This is a genomic window from Chryseobacterium arthrosphaerae (assembly GCF_001684965.1).
In the GTDB taxonomy this organism is placed as follows: domain Bacteria; phylum Bacteroidota; class Bacteroidia; order Flavobacteriales; family Weeksellaceae; genus Chryseobacterium; species Chryseobacterium arthrosphaerae.
Window position 1 is genome coordinate 256,573 of record NZ_MAYG01000001.1, and the last position, 20,119, is coordinate 276,691.

Consider the following 20,119-nt stretch of genomic DNA (forward strand, 5'->3'; position numbering starts at 1 on the left):
TCAAAAATAATTTATTGAATTGATTCAATCGCTTTGAAGATCTTATTTTTTGAATTTTCAAAGACTTCACCTCCGAATTCTTCATTATCCAGAGAATGTATTGTGATATCATTCACGCCCATAATCCCGAAAATATGTTTCAGATAGGTGGTTTGAAAATTGATGTGGCCGTTCTTTTCATTTTCTCCGTACCCGGTATCACCCCGCGTTGAAAGGATGAAGACTTTTTTGTTTTCAAGAAGTCCTACGTAATCACCATCCGGAACTCCGGATCTGAACTTCCAGGTTTCATTGATCCGCATTACCTGGTCTATATAAGCTTTCAGCCCGGCAGGAACAGACCAGTTGTACATTGGAGTTCCGATTACATATACATCATGTTCTTTGAGTTCCTGTACCAGCTCATTGCTGAGTTGTAAAGGTTTCTGGTTTTCTTCAGTTCTGTCTTCAGGTTTTTTGAAGGCACCTGCAATCCAGGATTCATCGATATTGGGAATGGTATCCGTTCCGGTTTCCCTGTAGGTGAAAGTATCATGGGGAAATTTGGTTTTCCAGTTTTCAGCGAAAAGCCGGGTCAGTTTTCTGCTGTAAGATCTTTCACTTCTTACACTGGCATTAATAATCAGTATTTTCATTTGTTTAAGAATTTATACCGGCAAAATTCCTGATTATTGAGTCCTGAAAAATTGATCTGGTTCAAGAGGATTTATTTTTTTTCCTGATCCTGCTGATAAATTCTGCGGAGATTCCCAGGTAAGAAGCAATCAGATATTGAGGCACCCTCGATGAAATATCAGGGTAAGTCTGCAGGAAATCATAATACTTCTGCTCAGCGGTGCGCATATGATTGAATACAATTCTTTTTTCAAGAGTTCCAAGATACCCTTCCAGGATTATTCTGAAATATCTTTCTAAGGATGGAATTTCTTTCAGCATTTTTTGAAAAGACTGATGGCTGATCTGTAAGAGCTTTGTCTTCTCAACAGCCTGTATATTATAAATGGAAGGCTTTTGTTTTGAAAAACTGGTGATATCTGTTGCCCACCAATGGTCAATAGCTAAAAACAGGATTTCTTCGTTCCCGTTTTCTTCATTGATGCAAAAAGCTTTTAAAACCCCTGAAATAACATAACTGTCATACCGGCAGGTTTCACCGTTTCTTAATAAAAAATCCCCTTTTTCCAGTGTTTTTTCTGTCCAGAAGCTTTTACATACCGCTATTTCTTCCGGACTTAACTGCACATGCTGCAGAATAGCCTTGATTAATGTTTCCATTCAAAAAATAATTAAAAAGAAGAGTAAATGATCAATCTGACTGAAATTCATATCATCAGCTCATTTACAAAAATACTTATTTTATAGAGAGTCAAAACCAAATAAATCTACGATTTTGCTGTGCTTTTATTAGGATTTATCATGTATCTTTGTTTTGAGGAAAATGAAGATATATTTATGGAATCAATATCGGTTTTTGAGATTATTAAAGTAGGAATAGGTCCGTCCAGTTCGCATACAATGGGCCCCTGGAATGCAGCTGCTGCATTTATCAGAATTATAAAAAGAGAGAGGTCAATTGAAGAGGTGAAGGAGGTTTTCCTTGAATTTTTCGGTTCTTTGGCAAAAACAGGGATCGGACATGGTACAGATATCGCCGGAATGCTGGGATTGAATGGTGAAGATTTCAAGACCATTGATACTACAAAAATTGATGAGAAAATCGAGAAAATAAAAAAAGACCAGATCATCAACCTGGGCGGGGAAAAAGAAATTCCCTTCATTTATGGGTACCATTTGGTGTTGAACATGCAGAAATCCCTTGATTTCCACCCGAACGGAATGATCTTCAGAGCCGTATTTGAAGACGGAACAGAACTCGTTCAGGATTTTTATTCCGTAGGTGGCGGATTTATTGCGAGCCAGGAGAAAAATTCTATTCAGAAGCAATGTGTACGTACTCTGTACCCATGTCATAAATCTTCAGATATTGTAAAGTACTGTCAGAAATTAGGTTTCAGCAGAATTTCAGATCTGATCCTGATCAACGAAGAGAGCTGGAGGTCTCAGGAAGAAACCAGAGAGGAAGCTTTATATATCTGGAAGCAGATCAAAGAATGTGTTTATAAAGGAGTCAATAAAGAAGGGGTTCTTCCGGGAGGTCTCAATGTTACGAGAAGGGCAGCCGGAATCAACAGAAAGCTGTTAGGTGATAAAATTTATAAAAATAAAGACGAATGGTTTCAACAGGTTGTTGATGCTGAAGAAAACTTTACCAATATCAACAAATGGATTGCCTGTTTTGCGTTGGCTGTGAATGAAGAGAACGCAAGTTTCGGAAGAATCATTACGGCGCCTACTAATGGGGCTAGTGGAGTAATTCCGGCTGTTTTGATGTACGCTCAGGCATTCACGCCATTTACCAGTGAAGACGATATTGTAAGGTTTTTGCTTGTTGCGGGTGAAATTGGAACGTTATTCAAGAAAAATGCAACGATTTCCGCAGCGATGGGAGGATGTCAGGCAGAGATCGGTGTATCTTCTGCAATGGCGGCGGCCGGTCTTACGGAAATTTTAGGAGGAAGCGTAGGGCAGGTGCTGATGGCGGCAGAAATTGCAATGGAACATCACCTGGGACTAACCTGTGATCCTATTAAAGGACTTGTACAGATCCCGTGTATTGAAAGAAATACAATGGGTGCGATGAAAGCCATTACCGCTGCAAATATCGCTTTGGAAAGTGATCCTACAAAAGCAAAAGTAACCCTGGATGAGGTGATTCAGACCATGTGGGAAACCGCACAGTCTATGAGTGACCGTTTTAAAGAAACTTCTGAAGGCGGGTTGGCAATTGCGGTGAACGTTCCGGAATGTTAATGGTAACCAATGTTTTGAAAATATAAAATCCTTAGGTTTTTTCCTAAGGATTTTTTTATGTTGTAAATTTTCAGGGTGTTAACAGTGTAGTAAGCTTATTACTTTTTATTGAATAAGTAGGTTTTTCCGCCCTGAGTAAGTTTTAGCTGGTTACTTTCCGGGATGAATTCCAGCTTCAGGCCTGCCTTGTCAAATGTAAACTGATCTTTTTCTGCAGGTGTCAGGAGAAACTCAGCCTGATTGGTTCCCTGGGCGTATAATGTTTCATCTCTTACAAATACTTTTAAGCCAAGACAAATATCTTTTGAAGTATAGTCTCCGGCATATTTTTCCAGTTCAGGTGCCGGAGCTTTAGCCTTACCGAATACAGGATATTTATATTCTCTGTCGTAGATCAGGTTCAAAAGGGCAACATAGAAACTGTTGTGATTGAATTTTTCTCCGTTGATGGTAACGGCATAAGACAGCTGATCTGTCGGCTCAAAACCCACTGTGGAATGACTTCCTGCAGTATCACCTCCATGTCCGTATAAGGTGATATTATAAAAAGGCATTTTCATAATTCCGGAACCGAACAACTTTTCATTTTTATTGGAAATCATCATATCGAGCGTGCTCTTCTGGATAAATTTTCCGTTGAAAAAAGCATTGATAAAAATATTAAGATCTTCAGGGGTAGAAGTGATATCTCCCAGTCCGATACAGTTTTCAAAATTAAAATCTCTGGCTTCACTCCAGACGTTATTTTTTAATTCATAGGATTTGAATACATTTTCCTGACGGTCAAGTGCAGAAAAAGTGTTTGGCATCGGGGCTTTTGCCAGAATATTTTCTTTTAGGATCTGGTGGTAAGGCTGCTTATATATTTTTTCCAGAATTCTGCTCAGGAGGTAATAGGCTGAATTGGAATACCTCATTTTTTCTCCCGGTTTTGTGCTTACTTTCTGTTTTTTGATCGCTGCGATGATTGCTGCATCACCCACAGGTTTATCAAAAAGCCAGTTATTTTCTTTATTTCCTACATAATCACCCAATCCGCTGGTATGGTTCAGCATATGCTGAATGGTTATTTTCCTGGCATTGGGAATGTCGGGATAAAATTTTGAAAGCGGATCGGCAAGGTTGAGTTTCCCTTTTTCTACAAGCTGTAAAAGCATTACCGCAGTAATAAGTTTACTGATAGAACCTATCTGGTAACCCGTATTTTTATTATAGTTTACATTGGGTAAAAGCTGCTGGCCAAAATCTTTATGATACACCTCTGATCCGTTTCTGAACAGGGAAATACTTCCGATGACCTGATTGTTCTGAACCATATAATTTAAAAAATCATCGATTCTCTGCGTATTAACCGCTTTATCTTTGAGATAGGGAATAGCTGAGCTTTCGGGTTGGGCATTCCTGTAAAGGTTGAGTGCCATTGTTTTTTCGTTTTGAAGAAAATCTCCTTCAAAATGGTCTGTTTTATAGGTGCCTTTATATCCGGCTCTTAGGGTCTGTATATCAAAAGTGAGCTCGTTATTGTCGAATTTGATGTTGTCTGCAGGAAATTCCCTGGAGCTTTGACTGGGGCTTACTAAGGCTGCAGTATAGCCTTTTGTTTTTTTGGATATTGTAACGATAACAGGTAGTTTCATGGCCTGAGTGTCCAGTTCGCCGTTCCAGGTTCCTTCAATTTGGGCGTGACAAAGATGTGCCAGGAAAACCAGCACTAAAAATAATTTATTTTTCATGGTATTTAAATGAATTTAGACATAATGATCTGGCAGATGAGGGTGGAAACTATTGAGACCACTGCAAAGAGTACAATATGCTGCCATTTTTTAAGGTTGGTTGCTGTTTTAAAACCGTTGTAAAAGATAACGATGCTGTATGTCAGCAGAACGATACTGAATAAAGCCATTCCCATCATAATAGCAGTGTCCGGCAGCGGAACAGAATCGGTGGGATGGGCAGCATAACTGATCATCCTTTGTCTGGCTTCCTGTATAAAGGAGATTTTTTCCGTACACTGCAGAACAACCAATACCAGCTGTGAAATCAGAACAGTATTGATGATATCGATCATTCTGGTTTTATTATTTATAATTTTCCCCAATATATAAAGGATGATGATCGCAAGAGTAAAGCTGGCGAGAGTAGACAGGGCTACAGCCTGGAGAGAAACCTGATCTACCTTATTGACCTTGTAGATACTGCTGAAAGTAGTTCCGGTCCAGTATCCTGCGGCAATAGCAATAATTACGGTAAGAATTCCGGCAAGGAGAAGAAGTTTCTCATCAAATCTTTCAAATGGATTAAAAATGGTTTTCCAGTTCATGGTAATGAGTTTTACAGGTTATTTTTTCAGCTGTTCGATTTTAGTGATAAGGTCATCCATTTTATTTCTCATAGTGGGATAAGAAAGGCCTGCCTGCTTGGCCATTTCTTTAATGCTTCCGCTGGAGAGGAAAAAATTGAGAACAAAATCCTGCTCTTCGCGATTCAGTTTAAGGAGTACAGGCAGTTCATAATCACCACTTACTTCTGTTTTACAGCTCGGGCATTTCATCTGGCTTACATTAAGCGTATGATCACAACTTGGGCAGACAATAGGTAGCTTCATGAATTATTTTTTTACGAAAGTAATACTTTTTTTTAATAAAGTTAAAATATTTTTTAATTTTATTAAAAATTGATTCAATGAAAAGAAATGGGAAGGGAGAAGTTAAGTGGAATACTGAAAGGGAATATAATCGTTGTTGAGTAACCGTCCCGGCAAAAATTCCTGAATTTTACCACTTTATCGGAGGTGTAGAATTTTTAGCTGAAAATAAAACCGGAAGAAAAAATCTGAATCGTCATTTCAGTTCGTTTCTTCCGGTTTGAGCTTATGCGGGATTTTTTTATCTTAAAATTCCTCTGATCCTGTTGGCATTCGTGATCAGCTCTTCAAGATATTCATAGTTCTCTTTTTCCAGAGCAGACTTGAATTTTCTGAGCTGGGAAATATGCTCATTCAAAACATCCAGCACATTTTCTTTATTCTGCTTAAAGATCGGTACCCACATTTCGGGATGGGATTTGGCAAGACGTACGGTACTTGAAAAACCGGAACTGGCAAGCTGGAATATCGTTTCTTCCTCACGTTCCTTTTCCAGTACGGTATTGGCAAGGGCGTAAGAAGTAATATGGGAGATATGTGAAATATAAGCGGTATGGATATCATGATCCTGTGCATTCATGTAAATCATATGCATATCCAAAGCTTCAACGATTTTTTCAACGGTCTGTAAGGCATCTTCGGCAGATTCTTCTTTATTACAGATCACTCCTGCTTTTCCTGAGAAACTTTCGGCAACAACAGACTGCGGACCACTGTTTTCCGTACCCCACATCGGGTGAAAGGCTACAAACCTTGATCTTTTCGGATGGTCTTTTACTGCATTCACAATTCCTGCTTTGGTAGAGCCTGCATCCATAACGGTCTGGTGATCTGAGATAAGGTCCAGCACTCCCGGAAGTATTTTTCTCGCTGCATCTACCGGAATGGCAATGATGACTACATCCGCATTTTTTACCCCCTGTTCAAGGTCTGCTCCTGCATCAATGATTTTCATTTCCAGGGCTTTACTGATATGCTGCTGATTGTTATCAATTCCATAGATGAAGTGTGCTATTCCTTTCTCTTTTAACTTCAAAGCCATCGAACCTCCGATCAATCCTGTTCCTATAATACTTATTTTCATCTTTAAATCTTTTTGTAAATAAAAAAAACCTCGTCAAGGACGAGGTTTTAAGTTATGTTCATAAGAATCCCTATCCCAGTTCTGAGTTAAAAATTCCGTAATAATATGTTCTGTTATTAAAATTCACGAGGCGAAGGTATAAAATTTTTTTTAAAGTTGATGTATTTTTATGATTTCTTCCTGATCTGAACCGGGAGGTCAACAGTCTGCCTTCCGTTGCTGCCGGAGCATTGCAACAGAACTTTTTGCCTGTAACAAAGCTATTTTTTTGCAGTTGTAGTGGTTTTCCTTCTTTTAATGTGTCCCGGATATGCGCAACCTGACTTTATTATGGTTTGACGACGTCCGAACCTGCTTAAGGCAAAGGTTTCAGATAAATAAGAAAGCCTTTCCGGTACTTTTATCATTTCTAGCTGCATATCATCATAGCTTTTTTCACCCAGGCCTGTAAGTTCTATTTTGGTTTTTTCACCGGGAAACTCCTTGGGATTGTAAAGTTCTGCGGTTATTTTTCCTTTGATCAGAATGCCTTTAAGCCATCCGTTTTCCTGCTTTTCTCCCTGTCTGATCAGGTGATAGGTACCGTAAATACTGTCATTCTCTTTACCTTCCTGAAAGATGAGCCCGAATTGCCATAATGGAACATAAGTTTCATAACTAGAATATGTCCAGAATCCCTTTATGGAATCTTTGATTTTCTGGTGATAAAGCTCATCCATATAAGTCTGTATGGCGATACTGTCACGGCTGTCAATCTCCTGCATGAGAGTACTTTTATGACCCTTCCTGCACGAAAGCAGAGAAGCTGTGCAGAATACGAAGAGGGTAAAGCAGATGGAATATTGTTTTTTGATCATCATATTCTTTTTAAAAACGACTATAAGTTTCAATTCTACTTTTATAATACTGAAAGCTTTTTCCTATGGAATTACCCGTTAAAGCATACCTGTCAAAATCAACTGTTATTTTGCCAACAAGGGATGAAACTGTCTTTTCAGGAACCGTATTCCGGAACCTGTTTTTTCTCCTGGCAGTTAATCAATACAGATATCAATAGAATCAGAAAGCTTTTATTTTTTATGTTTGAGACCATGGCTAATCAGTTTTGTTACTGTACCGAACTCAGTTTAACCATATGATTTTCCCGCCATTGGCTGGCTTTTGCCTCGTCATTATCACGGTTAACAGTAAAAGTATCAATCGTTTTCCAGGTATTATTAGTGCTGTTATATTGGTATAAAAATATTTTTCTCTGAGGCAGAGGTGTGTAGGGAGCATCCATTTCCGGAGTATGCTTCAGAAATTTTTTGGGAGTATGGAAGATCAGGATATCAAATTCTTTGCTGAGACTTCTGAATGACTGTCTGTTCAGGTATTTTTCAATCCTGGTATCTGTCTCTTTTTTATACTGTTTCACCTTCTGCCGGTACCATTTTTCAGCTCCTGCCTTAGGAACAAGGATAAACATGGTTTCTCCATTTCTGTAGTTAAAATCAAAATTTCTGTAGATCCCGTTATATCCGGTGCTTGTGATCCCTTCCAGGTCATCAACAGGGTAGCTGATGAAGTCTGTATCTGTAGAGGACTGCCCACAGGGGATGATTTGGGAATGATTTCTTTCATGAGCTTTTGCACTGTGTTTACCATTGGCCAGAAGCAGTAAAAAGCAAACCGGAAGTATCCTTTTCATAGTGGTAATTCTGTTTTTTCAGGGTAAATATAAGTTTTATCATTGCTACAGATAGGATGGTAACCGGTAAATTGAGGAAAAATGGCTGAAATCAGGTATAATTTCCGGAGTTTTCAATGGGGGCCAGGTTATTTATTTTTAATAATTTTAATCCTTATTATTAACGTAAAATGCAACATCATGAAAAGCAGACATGGGCTTGGGATTCTTATTGTATTGACTTTTATAAATTTTGGATATGCCAGAAGTTTCAACCATGAATCTTCAGACCTTTCTGATAGGATTAAAAAAGACACTGTAAAAATCAAAGCAGCTTTCCGTGAAGATGATATTGCTGCCAATGAATATTTAAAAGACCGCCTGAAACCAATCCGGACTAATTTTAAAAGAATCAATTCCATCACCCAATGGACCTCTGTCCTGAAAAAAGACATTGAGGGAGAATCTGCTGAAGGGGGTGAAGCTACTTTTTTCTTTAAAGGCAGGCGCCTGGAAAAGGTTTTAGCCAGACATTACGGCGAAATGGGACAGGCTCTGATTGAATATTACCTGATGAACGGCCAATTGTCTTTTGTTTTTCAAAAAGACTACAAGTACAACCGTCCGATGTTCTATGATGCCAAAGCAATGAAGGAAAATAACGATACGGAAGCTTTTGATTTTAAAAAATCAGAAATCATGGAAAACAGGAATTACTTTGAAAAGGGAAATCTGTTTCATATTGTGAACAGCCAGGATTGTGGAGCTCCTTTTAGCGGTGAATATATGGCCGAAGAAGAGAAAAGTATACAGGATGATTTTAAAAGATTGATGGAGCTTTTGAAGTGAGAAGAAATGGTTTTGCATATATTCTCTCGCGGATTGAGCTGATTCCGCAGATTTTTAATTGAAAACCTTTGGTTTTAAAAGGGTTAATAGTTTAATATTTACGTAAGGTTAATTGTAAGACTGATTCCGCTGTTGGTTTTGCATATATTCTCTCGCAGATTGAGCTGATTACGCAGATTTTTTGATTGAAAATCAGAGATTTTCAAAGGCTTATGTGTACTTAATATACGCAAGAAATATCACTTAAAATAACTTAAGTGTTAAAAAGCTTTTGTGACTTTTGTGGTTGAACTAATGAATGTTTCCTGCCGTATCAGTTATTTAGTTTCCCTGATGAGAGTAAGCCGCTCTTCCACCTCTTTGATTTTCCCGATCCAGTAGTTGATTCCTTCCTGATTGGTTACGGTCTGTCTGAAAGCATTTTTATTAACAGCCCATAGCCTGGAGCCGTTTTTCTGATACTCTACTTCACGCTCTCTTTTATTTTCAGGTTCTATACGGTATCTCCAGAATACAAGCGAATGCATATATTCTGAACGGATCTTTTCAAGGTAGTTGATAATCGCTTTGCGGTCCTGCGGAATATATCCCGGGCCCGAGCAACCGCAGGAATGGAAAGTTATCCCAACAGTATACAGATTCCGGATATGGGCCCATTGCTTGTGATCATTTTTTGCCGGTGATTCAAAATCCAGGCCCATATTGGCCATCATGCTTCCACATTCAGGACATCTGGCTTCCACAGAAGTGGTTGCATCCCTGTCTACATCTTTTAAAACACGGCGTTTGAATGTCTTCTGACAATTGAAACATGCATAATGACATTTGTAAACCATCATGGCGTATCGGCACATATTACGATCTTATTCTTTGGTTATTAGTTAATTTATATTTTATCTTCTTCCTTATAATGTATTCCCATCATGCTGCTGGCGCTTCTCGGATCATAAACGGACCAGACTTCACCCCAGGAAAACCTGAAAAGACATCTTGGATAGGGTGTTTTCTCTTTCCGGGTAGGAGCTGTTCCAAGAATAAGGCTCAGAAACCTGTTATTTCTGTAGAAAACCTGCATTTCTTTTTCTTCAGACCAGTCCTTCCAATCTTTTGCATCACCGTTTTCCGATGTATTCATATGAATGCTGTGCAACTGATCTCTCCAAAAGCACAGTTGAAAATACACCTGATATCCCTGCACTTCTATCGTGTTGAAACAGTACCAGAAATATCCGGTTGTCACATCCCGCATATTATAGTATTTCTCTTTATAAAATGCAGTCTGCTGCAGTTCCTCAAGCAACATTCCTTTATACAGTGTGGTATCAAAGGTTTCCAGCTCTATCCATCCGTTTTGATCATTGATCAGCATAGTTCAAAAAAAATTGAAGCCATAAATATACCCGTTTTTTCTTTACAGACAACAGATAATATTTACAGCTTCTTGTAGAAATAGAAATATCGGTGTGTGTTATGGATTTGAAATGATTAATGTGGAAGGAATGTCAGACAGCCAAAGACTTTTTGTGTCTATCAGACTCTTCCAGCTTTTGCTGCTGATGAGCATCAGGTCCTGGGAATTCAGGAACTCTTTCTCTATCTTTTTCTCATTATACAGCGTAATATGATTGGGGGCTACCTGCTCAATACTTCTGATCAGTTCCTTTACTTCAATATTATTGCGGATCTGGCCTGCTGCATCCAGGATGATGATCTGTGAATTGTTATTATTGATGAGCCTTTTAGCATATTCCAGCAGGTAAAAATCACTTAAGTTAAAGATCGGAACAAATACTTTATCGGCAGTTTTAAAGTTTTTTTCTACCAATACACCAACAGGGATATTGGTTTTATCTAAAATCTGAAGGGTAAAATCGTCAAAAGGAGAGTTGTTGAAGATATTTCCTTTGCCTTTTACCGTATTCAAAAGTTTTTCAGGATTGATAATTTTGGTGGTAAAACCTAATAATCTCCCCAATAAGCTTCCTTCATACATTGATTTTCCAAGCATGATCAGGAGAAGATCATAGTGCCCCTTATTTGTAATGCTGGTAAGATCATTTTCTATATCGGTAGAAGCTTTGAAGAGGGTAGTCACTTCAAGGTTGAGCTCATGGGAAGTTTCAATGACGTGCTGAAACTGAGAATCTTCATATTCATCAATATCATAAGCATGCATTTCGTTCACAGGGGCAATATTCATAGCGGTGATGCTTTTATTGCCGTTCATTTTATGGGTGAAATCATGGGCCAGTTTAAGGAGGGTACTTCCGGATTCAGGTTTGTCAAAAGATAAGAGTACGCGGTATTGGGAATCGTTTTCATGTACAGGCTCTTCCTCTTTTTTAGATTTAAAAATAAAATTAATGAAATCCAGGGCAGGCCCGGTCATGAATGTTGTAAATAAAGCCATAATAACGAGCATGGCAAAGATTTCGGGGCTTAAGACCCCAAGATCATACCCGATATTCAGTACAATAAGCTCCATTAAACCTCTTGTATTCATCAGGGCGCCAATCGTTAAACTTTCTTTCCAGTTGATCCCCACAAACCTGGCAGTGAGCGCACTTCCTGCAAATTTTCCAAGTACAGCCGTCAGGATAATGAAGCCTGCAGTGATCCAAAGGTGTGCATCATTCAAAAGGCCGATCTGGGTACGAAGACCCGTAAAAACAAAGAACAGCGGCAGAAGCAGTACCAGTGCCACATCTTCTACTTTATCGATAAACAGGGTCCGGAATTTTGTATTTTCCGGCATGATGGCACCTGCCATGAAAGCCCCGAATAAAGCATGGATCCCAATAACTTCGGTTACATATGACGATAAAATAAGGGTAAGGAAAAAGATAGCTACCATAGGTTTACTGATCGTATTTTTGCCGGCCTGAAGATCCCCGACCCTTTTCAGGAATGGCCTTACAATTTTGATCATTAAAAATACATAAGCTATTGCCATGATGATCACATAGATGGAACTTGTGAAAGAACCGGCTTTTACAATAGCAATTACCGCTGCAAGAATACACCATGCCGTAATATCATCAGCTGCTGCACAGGTAATCACAATGGTGCCCAGTTTGGTCTTCTGAAGATTTCTCTCCTGTACAATTCTTGCCAGTACCGGAAATGCCGTTATACTCATAGAAATTGCTATAAATAAGGCAAAGGAGGTAAACTGAATCCCTGAAGGGGCAAATTCCTGATAAATAAAATACGACAAGCCAATACCCAGCGCAAAAGGAATAATAATACTGGCATGACTGATCACTACAGCATCATGGGCTTTTTTTCGCAGGACACTGAGGTCAAGTTCCATTCCTACGATATACATAAACAGAATAAGCCCTATCTGGCTGAGAAACTGTAAGTTTCCCAATGATTCTTTTGGAAATAAGAATGCAGAAAACTCAGGAAAATACATCCCTACAAGAGAAGGTCCCAGCACGATCCCGGCAATCATTTCCCCAATTACACTGGGCTGTTTGATCTTCATACAGATCCATCCGAACAGTCTGGCAGTAAGAATAATGGTTACGATCTGTGCCAGTAGCAGTGCCAGAGGGTGGTGAAGGTTGGTTTTAAAAGATTCAAGGAAGTTGTCCCAGGTAGAGCCACTGCTGGTTTTACTGACGATATTTTCTTTGATTTCCAGTGTCTGCCCTTCCATGATAAAGAAGTACATCAGGCCGGAAAAAACCGCTATAGTCGTAATGTAGAAAATTAAATTTCTGTATTTCCCCAAATTCATGATTCCAATATTTTAATGCAAAGTTGATAAGAATATGTTGATGTTAAATACACTTTTTTTTAAAATGTAATGAATGTTCTAAAAAATGTAATAAAATCTATTTAAATGAATATCCAACGCCGGCCCCTATTTTCCAGCTTCCGTTCTGGTCCGGAGTTTTGGTGTTATAATAGACCGGAATCTGAAGGACAATTTTTCTGTAAACCATCGTAAAACCGGCTCCTAAGGTAGGCGTAACAGGGCTGTTTCTTGTTCCGGAGGATCTGTCTTCCCTGATTCTAAGAGAGGGAAGCATCCCTGCAATATATTTTATGTTTTTGTGCTTAAGGCTTATATTAGGCCCGGTAAAATTGAGAAAAGCACCATGATCTACATATCCGGCTACTGCGATTCCCTCAAAAAATGAGACCTTGATTTTTGAACCCGTTTCCTGAGAAAAGCACAGTCCGGATAGAAGAATTCCTACTGCATACAGACAGTTTTTCATTATTAATCATTTAATCAGGAGTAAAAATACGTCCCTGTAATGGTACAAAAAATGAAGATGTAATGAAGCGAAAGCTTTCTGTAATGAAAACGGAAATGTCTGAAAAATCTATTTTCCGAATAATTCCATCAGTGCACTTTTATAGGTATCTCCGATTTGCAGCTTCAGGAAATTTTCTCCTTCGGTGAGAATGGTTGTAATAATTTCGTTGGTGGTAAATACTTTGATGGAAGACATTGCAATGATCTCTTTTTTATTGATCTGGGCAAAATCTTTAGCCGGAAGCATTTCAAGAAGATTTTTGAAATTAAGGTTTTTTAAAACGATAACGGTTCCGTCATTCAGGGTAATATCTTTATCCCGGCTGTCAATTTCCGAAGTTTTGATGTAAACAATCTGTTCGGTGGGAATGATGGTTTTACCGATGTTGGTATTCCATTCTATGAATGTTTTTTTCTGGATGGTGCTGATTTGTTCTTTTGCCTTATCAAAAGCCTGGATCAGACGTTCTTTTTTAATAGGTTTTCTTACATAATCCACTACATTGAGATCAAAAGCTTCTGCTGCATATTCTTTATAGGCGGTAGTGAAGATGATCTTTTTTGAACCGGAAATCAGCTCGGCAACCTGAAGACCCGTCATTCCGGGCATTTCAATATCCAGAATGCAAAGATTACAGTCCAGGGAGTCAATTTCTTTCAGAAAAACCTTAGGATCGTTGAAGGCCTTTACCACTTCCACATCATCAATTTGCTCACACAGAAGTTTAAGGTAGCTGATGGCCAGCAGTTCATCATCCAGAATAACGCATTTTATCATAGAATTCTCCTAAATTGATTTTTAATTCTGCTGTGAAAATCCCGTTTTTAGAACTTCTTTCCAGCTGATAGTAAGTACTGTAGATCATTTTAAGCCTTTGGTCAAAAGACTGGCTTCCGAAACCGCTCTTTTCCTTCTCGAGGATATTTTTCAGAGAGGCTTTGTTGCTGACTTTCATGGTGAAGATGCCGTTTTCAAGCTCCATATAAATGGAAATAAAAGAATCCTGAGCCAGAAAGTCAGTATGTTTGAAAGCATTTTCTATAAGATCCACAGAGATTAACGGGGCAAACACTTTTTCTTCATACACAGAATCGGATTTATTGATCCTGGATTTGATTCTGAAATCGAAAAGAGGATTGATCTTGATCTTATTAATTTCAATGAGACTTAGTGCAAAAGTCAGTTCCTCCTTAGGACTTACAAACTTATTGTTGCTTTCGTATAAAATATAATCCAGTACATTGGCCAGCTTATCCAGCGACATATAGGTCTGGTAAGCATGGGACTGCACTGAATTGAGAATATTTTTAAAAAGATGGGGATTCAGCTTGGTACCAATGTGTTCCAGGCGTACTTCATTCAGGCGCTGCTCAATGATCTTATTGGTTTCTGACAGTTGGGTATTTTTTTGTTTCAGATTCTGATTCTGGCTGAACAGGTAAATGCTCGTGGTCAGGAAAAAGAAAATGGCAAAAACCCCGACGAATATCAGATAATCATGAATCATGTAGTAATTGCCCCCCATATGATCAGTGAAAGAAAATTATTGAAGTTTTTTCAGGCTGTTTACCGTCACGGTTTCCTCACATTTCTCAAAAGTGATTTCGTAAGACGGCTTTTTTTCAGGATAAGAGATCAGATAATCCGGACATGGTTTTTTCTGTGCATGGCTGCGGTCAAAATCTACTTTTCCATTGGTAATGATGCTGTCCTTTACAAACTTCTCATCAATTCTGTAAATACTCATGGCATTCTTTGCCTCTTCAGAATACTTAAATTCCTTCGACAGGGTTTCTGCAATCACACGGCTGTTCGGTAAATAACCGCTGCAGCTTGCCCCTTTTTTGTTTAAAATAAAAAATACAATCAATAGGCCCGGTATGAAGCCTATTGCATAAAATTTCAGCTTTTTCATTTAGAAAATTAAAAGATTGATATCGTGGTACGTAAGTCCGAAACGGTCACAGATGATCTTTTTGGTATGTCTTCCCTTGTACATATATAAACTCTGCTTCATTTCGTTTTTGCGGATCAGCATATTTTCAAAACCGCCTTCTTCATCATAATTCAAAATATAGGAAAGGAAGAAATTCGAAATCGCCTTGGTTGTTGTCCTTGGCATTCTTGAGGTAAGATTCGGAAGTCCGCAGTGGATCACACCGTGTTTGATGATGTAAGGATCTTCCATGGTGGTAAGTTCTGAAGTTTCAATCACCTTACCGTTGTCTATGGTAATATCGATGATGACGCTCCCTTTTTTCATATTCATGACCATATCTTCAGTTACGATAGGGGTCATATTCAGCCTTGGCAGCGCTCCGATCACCACATCGGCACGTCTTAGGCTTTTGCTGAGTTCCTTCGGATCTATGATAGATGTGGGAACCCTGCTGTCTACCATTGTGTGAAGTCTTCTGAGTTTAGATAATGAGTTGTCGAAAACTTTTATGCTGGCACCCAGGCCAATGGCTGCTTTCGTAGCAAATTCGCCTACAATTCCGGCTCCGAGGATTACTACTTCAGCAGGTCTTACCCCTGTAATTCCGCCCAGCATTAAACCATTTGACAATGCCAATAATTCTGAAGCATATAATATGGAAACGGTTCCTGCAATTTCACCCACCAGTCTTACCAGAGCCAGCTGCTTGTATTCATCCACGATAAATTCAAAAGCGATGGCATTTATTTTTTTCTCTGCAAGCTTTAAGAAGTATTCTTTATCTCTGAGGTTGATCTGAAGTGCTGAAACCAGATAAGTATTCGGTTTCATATATTCAATTTCATCTTCAGTAGGAGGGTTGACCTTTAAAATAAGATCCTGCCCGAATGCTTCTTTAGGATCATTGGTAATTTTTGCTCCCGATTCAGAATACTGTAAATCTGTAAAAAATGACCCTTGCCCGGCCCCTGATTCTATAATGATCTCATGACCGTGTTCTACCAACACCTGTACGGCGTCAGGAGTAATGCAGGTTCTCCTTTCGTTGAGACAGGTCTCTTTGGGAATCCCAATACTGAATTGTTTTCCCTTCTTTATAACCTCCAATTTTTCCTCTTTCGGCATCAATTCTTCTTCTGTGAAAGGAGTAAAAATATTTGTACTCATCCTTAAATTAAATTATGTCTTACAGATTGTTTTTTACACTCAATTAATGAGCAAAGATACATAATATTTAATCGAATGTAACTTCTCTGTTTTCACCCGTGTTCACAATACTCATTGTGTGGTAGTTGAGCCCGTACAGCTCATCTTCATACACTTCCGGCCATTCGATGATGCACAGGAAAGAATTGTCAAGGTATTCTTCAATCCCGATATCATAGACTTCTTCAATGTTTTTGAGACGGTAAAGATCAAAATGATATACCTTTCCCTTGGGAGTGTTATATTCATTCACAATGGAGTAGGTAGGAGAGTTTACCTCGTCTTCACTGCCCAGGTTTTTAAGCAGAAATTGAGTGAAAGTAGTTTTTCCGGCACCCAGGTTTCCCTTTAATAAAAGGATATTATATTTTAGATTAGGAATGACTTCATCCACAATGTGCTGCCATTCCGGTAAAGATTGTATTTTCATTTGCCAAATTTAAATCTAAATTATGTTTTTTATTATTATTTTGATTGCTAATAACAAAGAGTAAGTCCTTTTTATGTATCGTATCGTTTGTTTGGAGTGGTGTTTTCTTGTGTTTTCGATAATGAAACCTTATATTTGATTGAATACTAAATATTTTATTATGAAAAAAATTTACTTAGCTTTATTTATTTCTTTTTTTGGAATAGCAGGCGCACAAGTAGGTACAACCTGTACCAACCCTATTGTAATTACCTCCTTGCCATATACGACAACGGATGACACCGCAAATTATGCAGACAATTATGACCCTGATCCTGATAACAGCCCGGCTTGCAGTGGTTCTGCAGATGATTTTGGCAATTATTACCATGGCGGGAATGATGTGATTTATTCTTATACCGCTGCCTCTTCAGGAACTATAAAAATAGAAATTCCCGGTGCAACGGGATGGACAGGCTTATTTGTTTATACCAATTGCGCAGATATCGGCTTGAACTATGCTGCATGTGAAGGCAATGTTTCAGATGATGATTTACTTATTGATAATTTTGCAGTAACTGCAGGGCAGACCTATTATATATTGATTTCTTCATGGCCAGCCCCGCAAACTGTTCCTTATACGCTGAACGTTACCTCTCTGACACTTTCCGTACATGATGCTGAAGTGAAAAAGAAGCAGACCGGAATTTATCCTAACCCTGCAGCCAAAGATTTATTTTTTAAATCAGAAAAAGAGATTACTTCCGCAACCGTTTATACCATGGAAGGTAAAAAACTGGAAACCGCAAAAGTGAATAACAATTCGATTTCGGTGAACCATCTGAGTGCAGGAAGTTATATTGTGGAGTTTACGGATAGATCAGGTAATACCTCTGCAAAAATATTCATCAAGAAGTAAAGACATCCTTTATTTCTGACGCTTAAAAATCTCCGTTACGGAGATTTTTTTATTGATAAAGCGATGAGGTCAGGTTTCTGTCTGTTGATTATTGGCTGGTTTTGTTCATTTTTTTGTTTTTGCCGGTTTTAAATTCTGCTGCCCGAAGCTTCAGATTTGTACATAAATACTTAATTTTACAGCATGATTTCCAAACAGACCATAGATAAGATATTCTCCACGATCAGAGTAGAAGAGATTGTGGGTGAATATGTGCAGTTGAAAAGAGCAGGGTCTAATTTCAAAGGGCTCAGTCCTTTTCACGACGAAAAGTCGCCAAGTTTTGTGGTGTCACCAAGTAAACAGATCTGGAAAGATTTCTCTACCGGAAAAGGAGGTACGGCCATCTCTTTCCTGATGGAAATTGAGAATTTTACTTATCCTGAAGCGCTTCGCCACGCCGCTAAGAAATACGGAATTGAGATTGAAGAAGATCAGCGTGAAATTTCCGAAGAGGCCAAAAATGCGCAGACGGAAAAAGATCTTCTCTATAAAATTCATGAAGTGGCCAATACCTATTTTCAGGAAATACTTTGGGATGATCAGGAGGGAAGAAGCATAGGACTTTCTTATTTTAAAGAAAGAGAGCTTAAGGATGATATCATCAGAAAATTCCAGTTGGGATATTCTCCGGAGAAAAAGAATGCTTTTACAGCATATGCGCTGGAGAAAGGGTATACGAAGGAAATACTTGAAAAATCAGGACTTTCCATCTTCCCTGAAAACACTCCTGCCGGGGTAGACCGTTTCCGGGAAAGGGTTATTTTCCCGATTCACAGTTTTTCAGGAAGAGTATTGGGATTCGGAGCAAGGATACTGAAGAGCAATGTCAAAACGGCAAAATATCTTAATTCCCCTGAAACCGAAATCTATCATAAATCCAATGTTCTTTATGGTTTAAACCAAAGTAAACAGGCCATTTCAAGAAAGAACGGCTGTCTTTTGGTAGAAGGATATATGGATGTGATCTCCCTGCATATGTCAGGGATCGAAAACGTAGTAGCAAGTTCGGGAACCTCCCTTACCACCGAGCAGATTAAACTGATCAAAAGGCTTACTGAAAACGTAACCATCCTTTTCGACGGAGATAATGCCGGAATTAAAGCAAGTTTCCGCAGTATCGACATGCTGCTGACAGAAGGGATGAACATCCGTGTTTTGCTTTTCCCTGACGGGGATGACCCGGATTCCTTCGCCAGAAAGCACCCGCAGGAATACGTTGAAAAATACATCGAAAACGAAGCGACGGACTTCATCGATTTCAAAGCGGAAATCCTGTTGAGAGATGTAGGCAATGATCCTATCAAAAAGGCAGAAGCCATCCGTGATATTGTAAAATCGGTTTCCTTTGTACAGAATGCACTGAAAAGAGAAGTTTATCTGAAGGAAGTTTCCAATAAATTCGGACTTTCTGAGCAGAGCCTTTTCAACGAGCTGGATGTTCAGAAGCAGATCACCCAGAACCAGACCCACCACGTTCAGCAGCAGCAAAAAGAGAAGGAAACCCCGAAAATGGAGATTGTTCCTCCGGATAAGGAAAAAGAAGATCCTTTCCTGTTTGATGTTTTGTTTATGGAAAACAAACTTGTTGAGCATATGTTGGCATTCGGGGATATCGTTCTTAAAAGGAGAAATGAAAATAATGAAGAATATCAGATAACAGTTATTGAAGAAATTCTTCATCACTTTGAAGAGGAAGAATATACTTTTTTAGTTAAAGGGAATGAGATTATTATCAATCAGGTAAAGGAAGGAATTCAGAAAGACGAGTTGAGAAGTGGAAACTTTTTTGTATCTTTTATGGATGAAGAAATTACCACAAAGGTTGTAGATGCATTGATTCCTCTGGATGAACTGGAAAACTGGGCTTCCAGAAATATTTATCCGCCCAATTACGGAGATAAGGTGGCAGATCAGATTAAAGGTGATGTCTTATTGCATAAATACAGGTATATCGATTATCTGATCACCGAAACAGATAAACAGCTCGATCAGTACAGGGATACTGATGAATTGAAATATTATGAGCTCATAAAAAAAATAACGCTGCTGAAACAGGCTTCGATAAGGCTGAACAATATCATTGAATATTCACCCATCAAAGGAATCTATAGAGACAGAAGAAGATAATTCAGGCACAATGTTTTCTAAGATTCTGTGACAAAAAGTCCTATAAAATTTTAGGAATAAATATTGTAATTTAAACTTCGAGAATA

Annotated in this window: 21 protein-coding genes; 4 read left to right on the plus strand and 17 right to left on the minus strand. The window is 38.6% G+C overall.

The features are described 5' to 3' along the window. Positions 1 to 11: 11 nt before the first annotated feature. Together BBI00_RS01145 and BBI00_RS01150 are read right to left on the minus strand one after the other, a co-directional pair. Positions 12 to 635, minus strand: coding sequence for an FMN-dependent NADH-azoreductase (locus tag BBI00_RS01145; protein WP_065397039.1), 624 nt, complete (start codon positions 633 to 635; stop codon positions 12 to 14). Positions 636 to 696: 61 nt separating this feature from the next. After that, the gene (locus BBI00_RS01150; RefSeq protein WP_065397040.1) at positions 697 to 1,275 is read right to left on the minus strand and encodes a Crp/Fnr family transcriptional regulator; all 579 of its coding nucleotides are present in this window, start codon (positions 1,273 to 1,275) and stop codon (positions 697 to 699) included. Between the two features lie 177 nt (positions 1,276 to 1,452). Here BBI00_RS01150 and BBI00_RS01155 point away from each other — a divergent pair, with 177 nt between their 5' ends. Beyond that, positions 1,453 to 2,871 (plus strand): L-serine ammonia-lyase, encoded by a 1,419-nt coding sequence (locus tag BBI00_RS01155; protein ID WP_065399569.1) that lies wholly within the window; start codon positions 1,453 to 1,455, stop codon positions 2,869 to 2,871. A 98-nt stretch (positions 2,872 to 2,969) separates the two neighbouring features. Here BBI00_RS01155 and BBI00_RS01160 read toward each other — a convergent pair whose 3' ends face one another. The 6 genes from BBI00_RS01160 to BBI00_RS01190 form a co-directional block, all read right to left on the minus strand. After that, positions 2,970 to 4,604, minus strand: coding sequence for a serine hydrolase domain-containing protein (locus tag BBI00_RS01160; protein ID WP_083988393.1), 1,635 nt, complete (start codon positions 4,602 to 4,604; stop codon positions 2,970 to 2,972). Between the two features lie 5 nt (positions 4,605 to 4,609). Further along, the gene (locus BBI00_RS01165) at positions 4,610 to 5,191 is read right to left on the minus strand and encodes a YIP1 family protein (RefSeq protein ID WP_065397041.1); all 582 of its coding nucleotides are present in this window, start codon (positions 5,189 to 5,191) and stop codon (positions 4,610 to 4,612) included. A gap of 18 nt (positions 5,192 to 5,209) precedes the next feature. Continuing rightward, positions 5,210 to 5,476, minus strand: a complete 267-nt coding sequence (locus BBI00_RS01170) for a DUF2089 family protein (protein ID WP_065397042.1) — start codon at positions 5,474 to 5,476, stop codon at positions 5,210 to 5,212. Between the two features lie 280 nt (positions 5,477 to 5,756). Next, complete coding sequence (locus BBI00_RS01175; protein WP_065397043.1) at positions 5,757 to 6,599, minus strand: prephenate dehydrogenase; 843 nt, start codon at positions 6,597 to 6,599, stop codon at positions 5,757 to 5,759. A 260-nt stretch (positions 6,600 to 6,859) separates the two neighbouring features. Further along, the gene (locus BBI00_RS01180) at positions 6,860 to 7,459 is read right to left on the minus strand and encodes a hypothetical protein (protein ID WP_123902210.1); all 600 of its coding nucleotides are present in this window, start codon (positions 7,457 to 7,459) and stop codon (positions 6,860 to 6,862) included. 248 nt (positions 7,460 to 7,707) lie between these two features. Beyond that, the gene (locus tag BBI00_RS01190; RefSeq protein ID WP_065397046.1) at positions 7,708 to 8,289 is read right to left on the minus strand and encodes a hypothetical protein; all 582 of its coding nucleotides are present in this window, start codon (positions 8,287 to 8,289) and stop codon (positions 7,708 to 7,710) included. A gap of 180 nt (positions 8,290 to 8,469) precedes the next feature. Here BBI00_RS01190 and BBI00_RS01195 point away from each other — a divergent pair, with 180 nt between their 5' ends. Continuing rightward, a complete protein-coding gene (locus BBI00_RS01195; protein ID WP_065399571.1) occupies positions 8,470 to 9,117 on the plus strand; it encodes a hypothetical protein in 648 nt (215 codons plus the stop codon). Between the two features lie 317 nt (positions 9,118 to 9,434). On the opposite strand, the gene BBI00_RS01200 is transcribed toward BBI00_RS01195, so the two are convergent. The 9 genes from BBI00_RS01200 to tsaE all read right to left on the minus strand — a co-directional run bounded on the left by BBI00_RS01200 (position 9,435) and on the right by tsaE (position 16,966). Next, positions 9,435 to 9,956, minus strand: coding sequence for a hypothetical protein (locus BBI00_RS01200; protein ID WP_228394694.1), 522 nt, complete (start codon positions 9,954 to 9,956; stop codon positions 9,435 to 9,437). Between the two features lie 47 nt (positions 9,957 to 10,003). Then, positions 10,004 to 10,486, minus strand: a complete 483-nt coding sequence (locus BBI00_RS01205) for a hypothetical protein (protein ID WP_065397048.1) — start codon at positions 10,484 to 10,486, stop codon at positions 10,004 to 10,006. Between the two features lie 99 nt (positions 10,487 to 10,585). Beyond that, complete coding sequence (locus BBI00_RS01210) at positions 10,586 to 12,856, minus strand: cation:proton antiporter (protein WP_083988518.1); 2,271 nt, start codon at positions 12,854 to 12,856, stop codon at positions 10,586 to 10,588. A 103-nt stretch (positions 12,857 to 12,959) separates the two neighbouring features. Further along, complete coding sequence (locus tag BBI00_RS01215) at positions 12,960 to 13,349, minus strand: hypothetical protein (protein ID WP_065397050.1); 390 nt, start codon at positions 13,347 to 13,349, stop codon at positions 12,960 to 12,962. A 108-nt stretch (positions 13,350 to 13,457) separates the two neighbouring features. Beyond that, positions 13,458 to 14,168 carry a LytR/AlgR family response regulator transcription factor gene (locus tag BBI00_RS01220; RefSeq protein ID WP_065397051.1) on the minus strand — a complete coding sequence of 237 codons (711 nt, stop codon included), beginning with the start codon at positions 14,166 to 14,168 and terminating at the stop codon, positions 13,458 to 13,460. Continuing rightward, a complete protein-coding gene (locus tag BBI00_RS01225) occupies positions 14,143 to 14,916 on the minus strand; it encodes a histidine kinase (RefSeq protein WP_083988394.1) in 774 nt (257 codons plus the stop codon). Before BBI00_RS01225 ends, BBI00_RS01220 begins: the two co-directional genes overlap by 26 nt. Positions 14,917 to 14,934: 18 nt before the next feature. Beyond that, the gene (locus tag BBI00_RS01230; protein ID WP_065397053.1) at positions 14,935 to 15,306 is read right to left on the minus strand and encodes a hypothetical protein; all 372 of its coding nucleotides are present in this window, start codon (positions 15,304 to 15,306) and stop codon (positions 14,935 to 14,937) included. Next, positions 15,307 to 16,497 (minus strand): alanine dehydrogenase, encoded by a 1,191-nt coding sequence (locus BBI00_RS01235; protein WP_065397054.1) that lies wholly within the window; start codon positions 16,495 to 16,497, stop codon positions 15,307 to 15,309. It abuts the gene before it with no gap. 67 nt (positions 16,498 to 16,564) lie between these two features. Beyond that, positions 16,565 to 16,966, minus strand: coding sequence for a tRNA (adenosine(37)-N6)-threonylcarbamoyltransferase complex ATPase subunit type 1 TsaE (gene tsaE, locus BBI00_RS01240; protein WP_065397055.1), 402 nt, complete (start codon positions 16,964 to 16,966; stop codon positions 16,565 to 16,567). Between the two features lie 160 nt (positions 16,967 to 17,126). On the opposite strand from tsaE, the gene BBI00_RS01245 reads away from it, so the two are divergent. Together BBI00_RS01245 and dnaG are read left to right on the plus strand one after the other, a co-directional pair. After that, positions 17,127 to 17,864 carry a T9SS type A sorting domain-containing protein gene (locus BBI00_RS01245; RefSeq protein ID WP_065397056.1) on the plus strand — a complete coding sequence of 246 codons (738 nt, stop codon included), beginning with the start codon at positions 17,127 to 17,129 and terminating at the stop codon, positions 17,862 to 17,864. Between the two features lie 183 nt (positions 17,865 to 18,047). Next, positions 18,048 to 20,033: a DNA primase gene (gene dnaG, locus BBI00_RS01250; RefSeq protein ID WP_065397057.1), complete on the plus strand. Its 1,986-nt coding sequence runs from the start codon at positions 18,048 to 18,050 to the stop codon at positions 20,031 to 20,033. Positions 20,034 to 20,119: the final 86 nt, after the last annotated feature.

What these genes read in the sequence shown, in the direction of transcription:
- BBI00_RS01175 (WP_065397043.1), bottom strand. Translation starts at nt 6,599, where the DNA reads ATGAAAATAAGTATTATAGGAACAGGATTGATCGGAGGTTCGATGGCT.
- BBI00_RS01165 (WP_065397041.1), bottom strand. Translation starts at nt 5,191, where the DNA reads ATGAACTGGAAAACCATTTTTAATCCATTTGAAAGATTTGATGAGAAA.
- BBI00_RS01190 (WP_065397046.1), bottom strand. Translation starts at nt 8,289, where the DNA reads ATGAAAAGGATACTTCCGGTTTGCTTTTTACTGCTTCTGGCCAATGGT.
- BBI00_RS01145 (WP_065397039.1), bottom strand. Translation starts at nt 635, where the DNA reads ATGAAAATACTGATTATTAATGCCAGTGTAAGAAGTGAAAGATCTTAC.
- BBI00_RS01150 (WP_065397040.1), bottom strand. Translation starts at nt 1,275, where the DNA reads ATGGAAACATTAATCAAGGCTATTCTGCAGCATGTGCAGTTAAGTCCG.
- dnaG (WP_065397057.1), top strand. Translation starts at nt 18,048, where the DNA reads ATGATTTCCAAACAGACCATAGATAAGATATTCTCCACGATCAGAGTA.
- BBI00_RS01230 (WP_065397053.1), bottom strand. Translation starts at nt 15,306, where the DNA reads ATGAAAAAGCTGAAATTTTATGCAATAGGCTTCATACCGGGCCTATTG.
- BBI00_RS01170 (WP_065397042.1), bottom strand. Translation starts at nt 5,476, where the DNA reads ATGAAGCTACCTATTGTCTGCCCAAGTTGTGATCATACGCTTAATGTA.
- BBI00_RS01245 (WP_065397056.1), top strand. Translation starts at nt 17,127, where the DNA reads ATGAAAAAAATTTACTTAGCTTTATTTATTTCTTTTTTTGGAATAGCA.
- BBI00_RS01205 (WP_065397048.1), bottom strand. Translation starts at nt 10,486, where the DNA reads ATGCTGATCAATGATCAAAACGGATGGATAGAGCTGGAAACCTTTGAT.
- BBI00_RS01195 (WP_065399571.1), top strand. Translation starts at nt 8,470, where the DNA reads ATGAAAAGCAGACATGGGCTTGGGATTCTTATTGTATTGACTTTTATA.
- tsaE (WP_065397055.1), bottom strand. Translation starts at nt 16,966, where the DNA reads ATGAAAATACAATCTTTACCGGAATGGCAGCACATTGTGGATGAAGTC.
- BBI00_RS01225 (WP_083988394.1), bottom strand. Translation starts at nt 14,916, where the DNA reads ATGGGGGGCAATTACTACATGATTCATGATTATCTGATATTCGTCGGG.
- BBI00_RS01220 (WP_065397051.1), bottom strand. Translation starts at nt 14,168, where the DNA reads ATGATAAAATGCGTTATTCTGGATGATGAACTGCTGGCCATCAGCTAC.
- BBI00_RS01180 (WP_123902210.1), bottom strand. Translation starts at nt 7,459, where the DNA reads ATGATGATCAAAAAACAATATTCCATCTGCTTTACCCTCTTCGTATTC.
- BBI00_RS01235 (WP_065397054.1), bottom strand. Translation starts at nt 16,497, where the DNA reads ATGAGTACAAATATTTTTACTCCTTTCACAGAAGAAGAATTGATGCCG.
- BBI00_RS01215 (WP_065397050.1), bottom strand. Translation starts at nt 13,349, where the DNA reads ATGAAAAACTGTCTGTATGCAGTAGGAATTCTTCTATCCGGACTGTGC.
- BBI00_RS01200 (WP_228394694.1), bottom strand. Translation starts at nt 9,956, where the DNA reads ATGATGGTTTACAAATGTCATTATGCATGTTTCAATTGTCAGAAGACA.
- BBI00_RS01155 (WP_065399569.1), top strand. Translation starts at nt 1,453, where the DNA reads ATGGAATCAATATCGGTTTTTGAGATTATTAAAGTAGGAATAGGTCCG.
- BBI00_RS01160 (WP_083988393.1), bottom strand. Translation starts at nt 4,604, where the DNA reads ATGAAAAATAAATTATTTTTAGTGCTGGTTTTCCTGGCACATCTTTGT.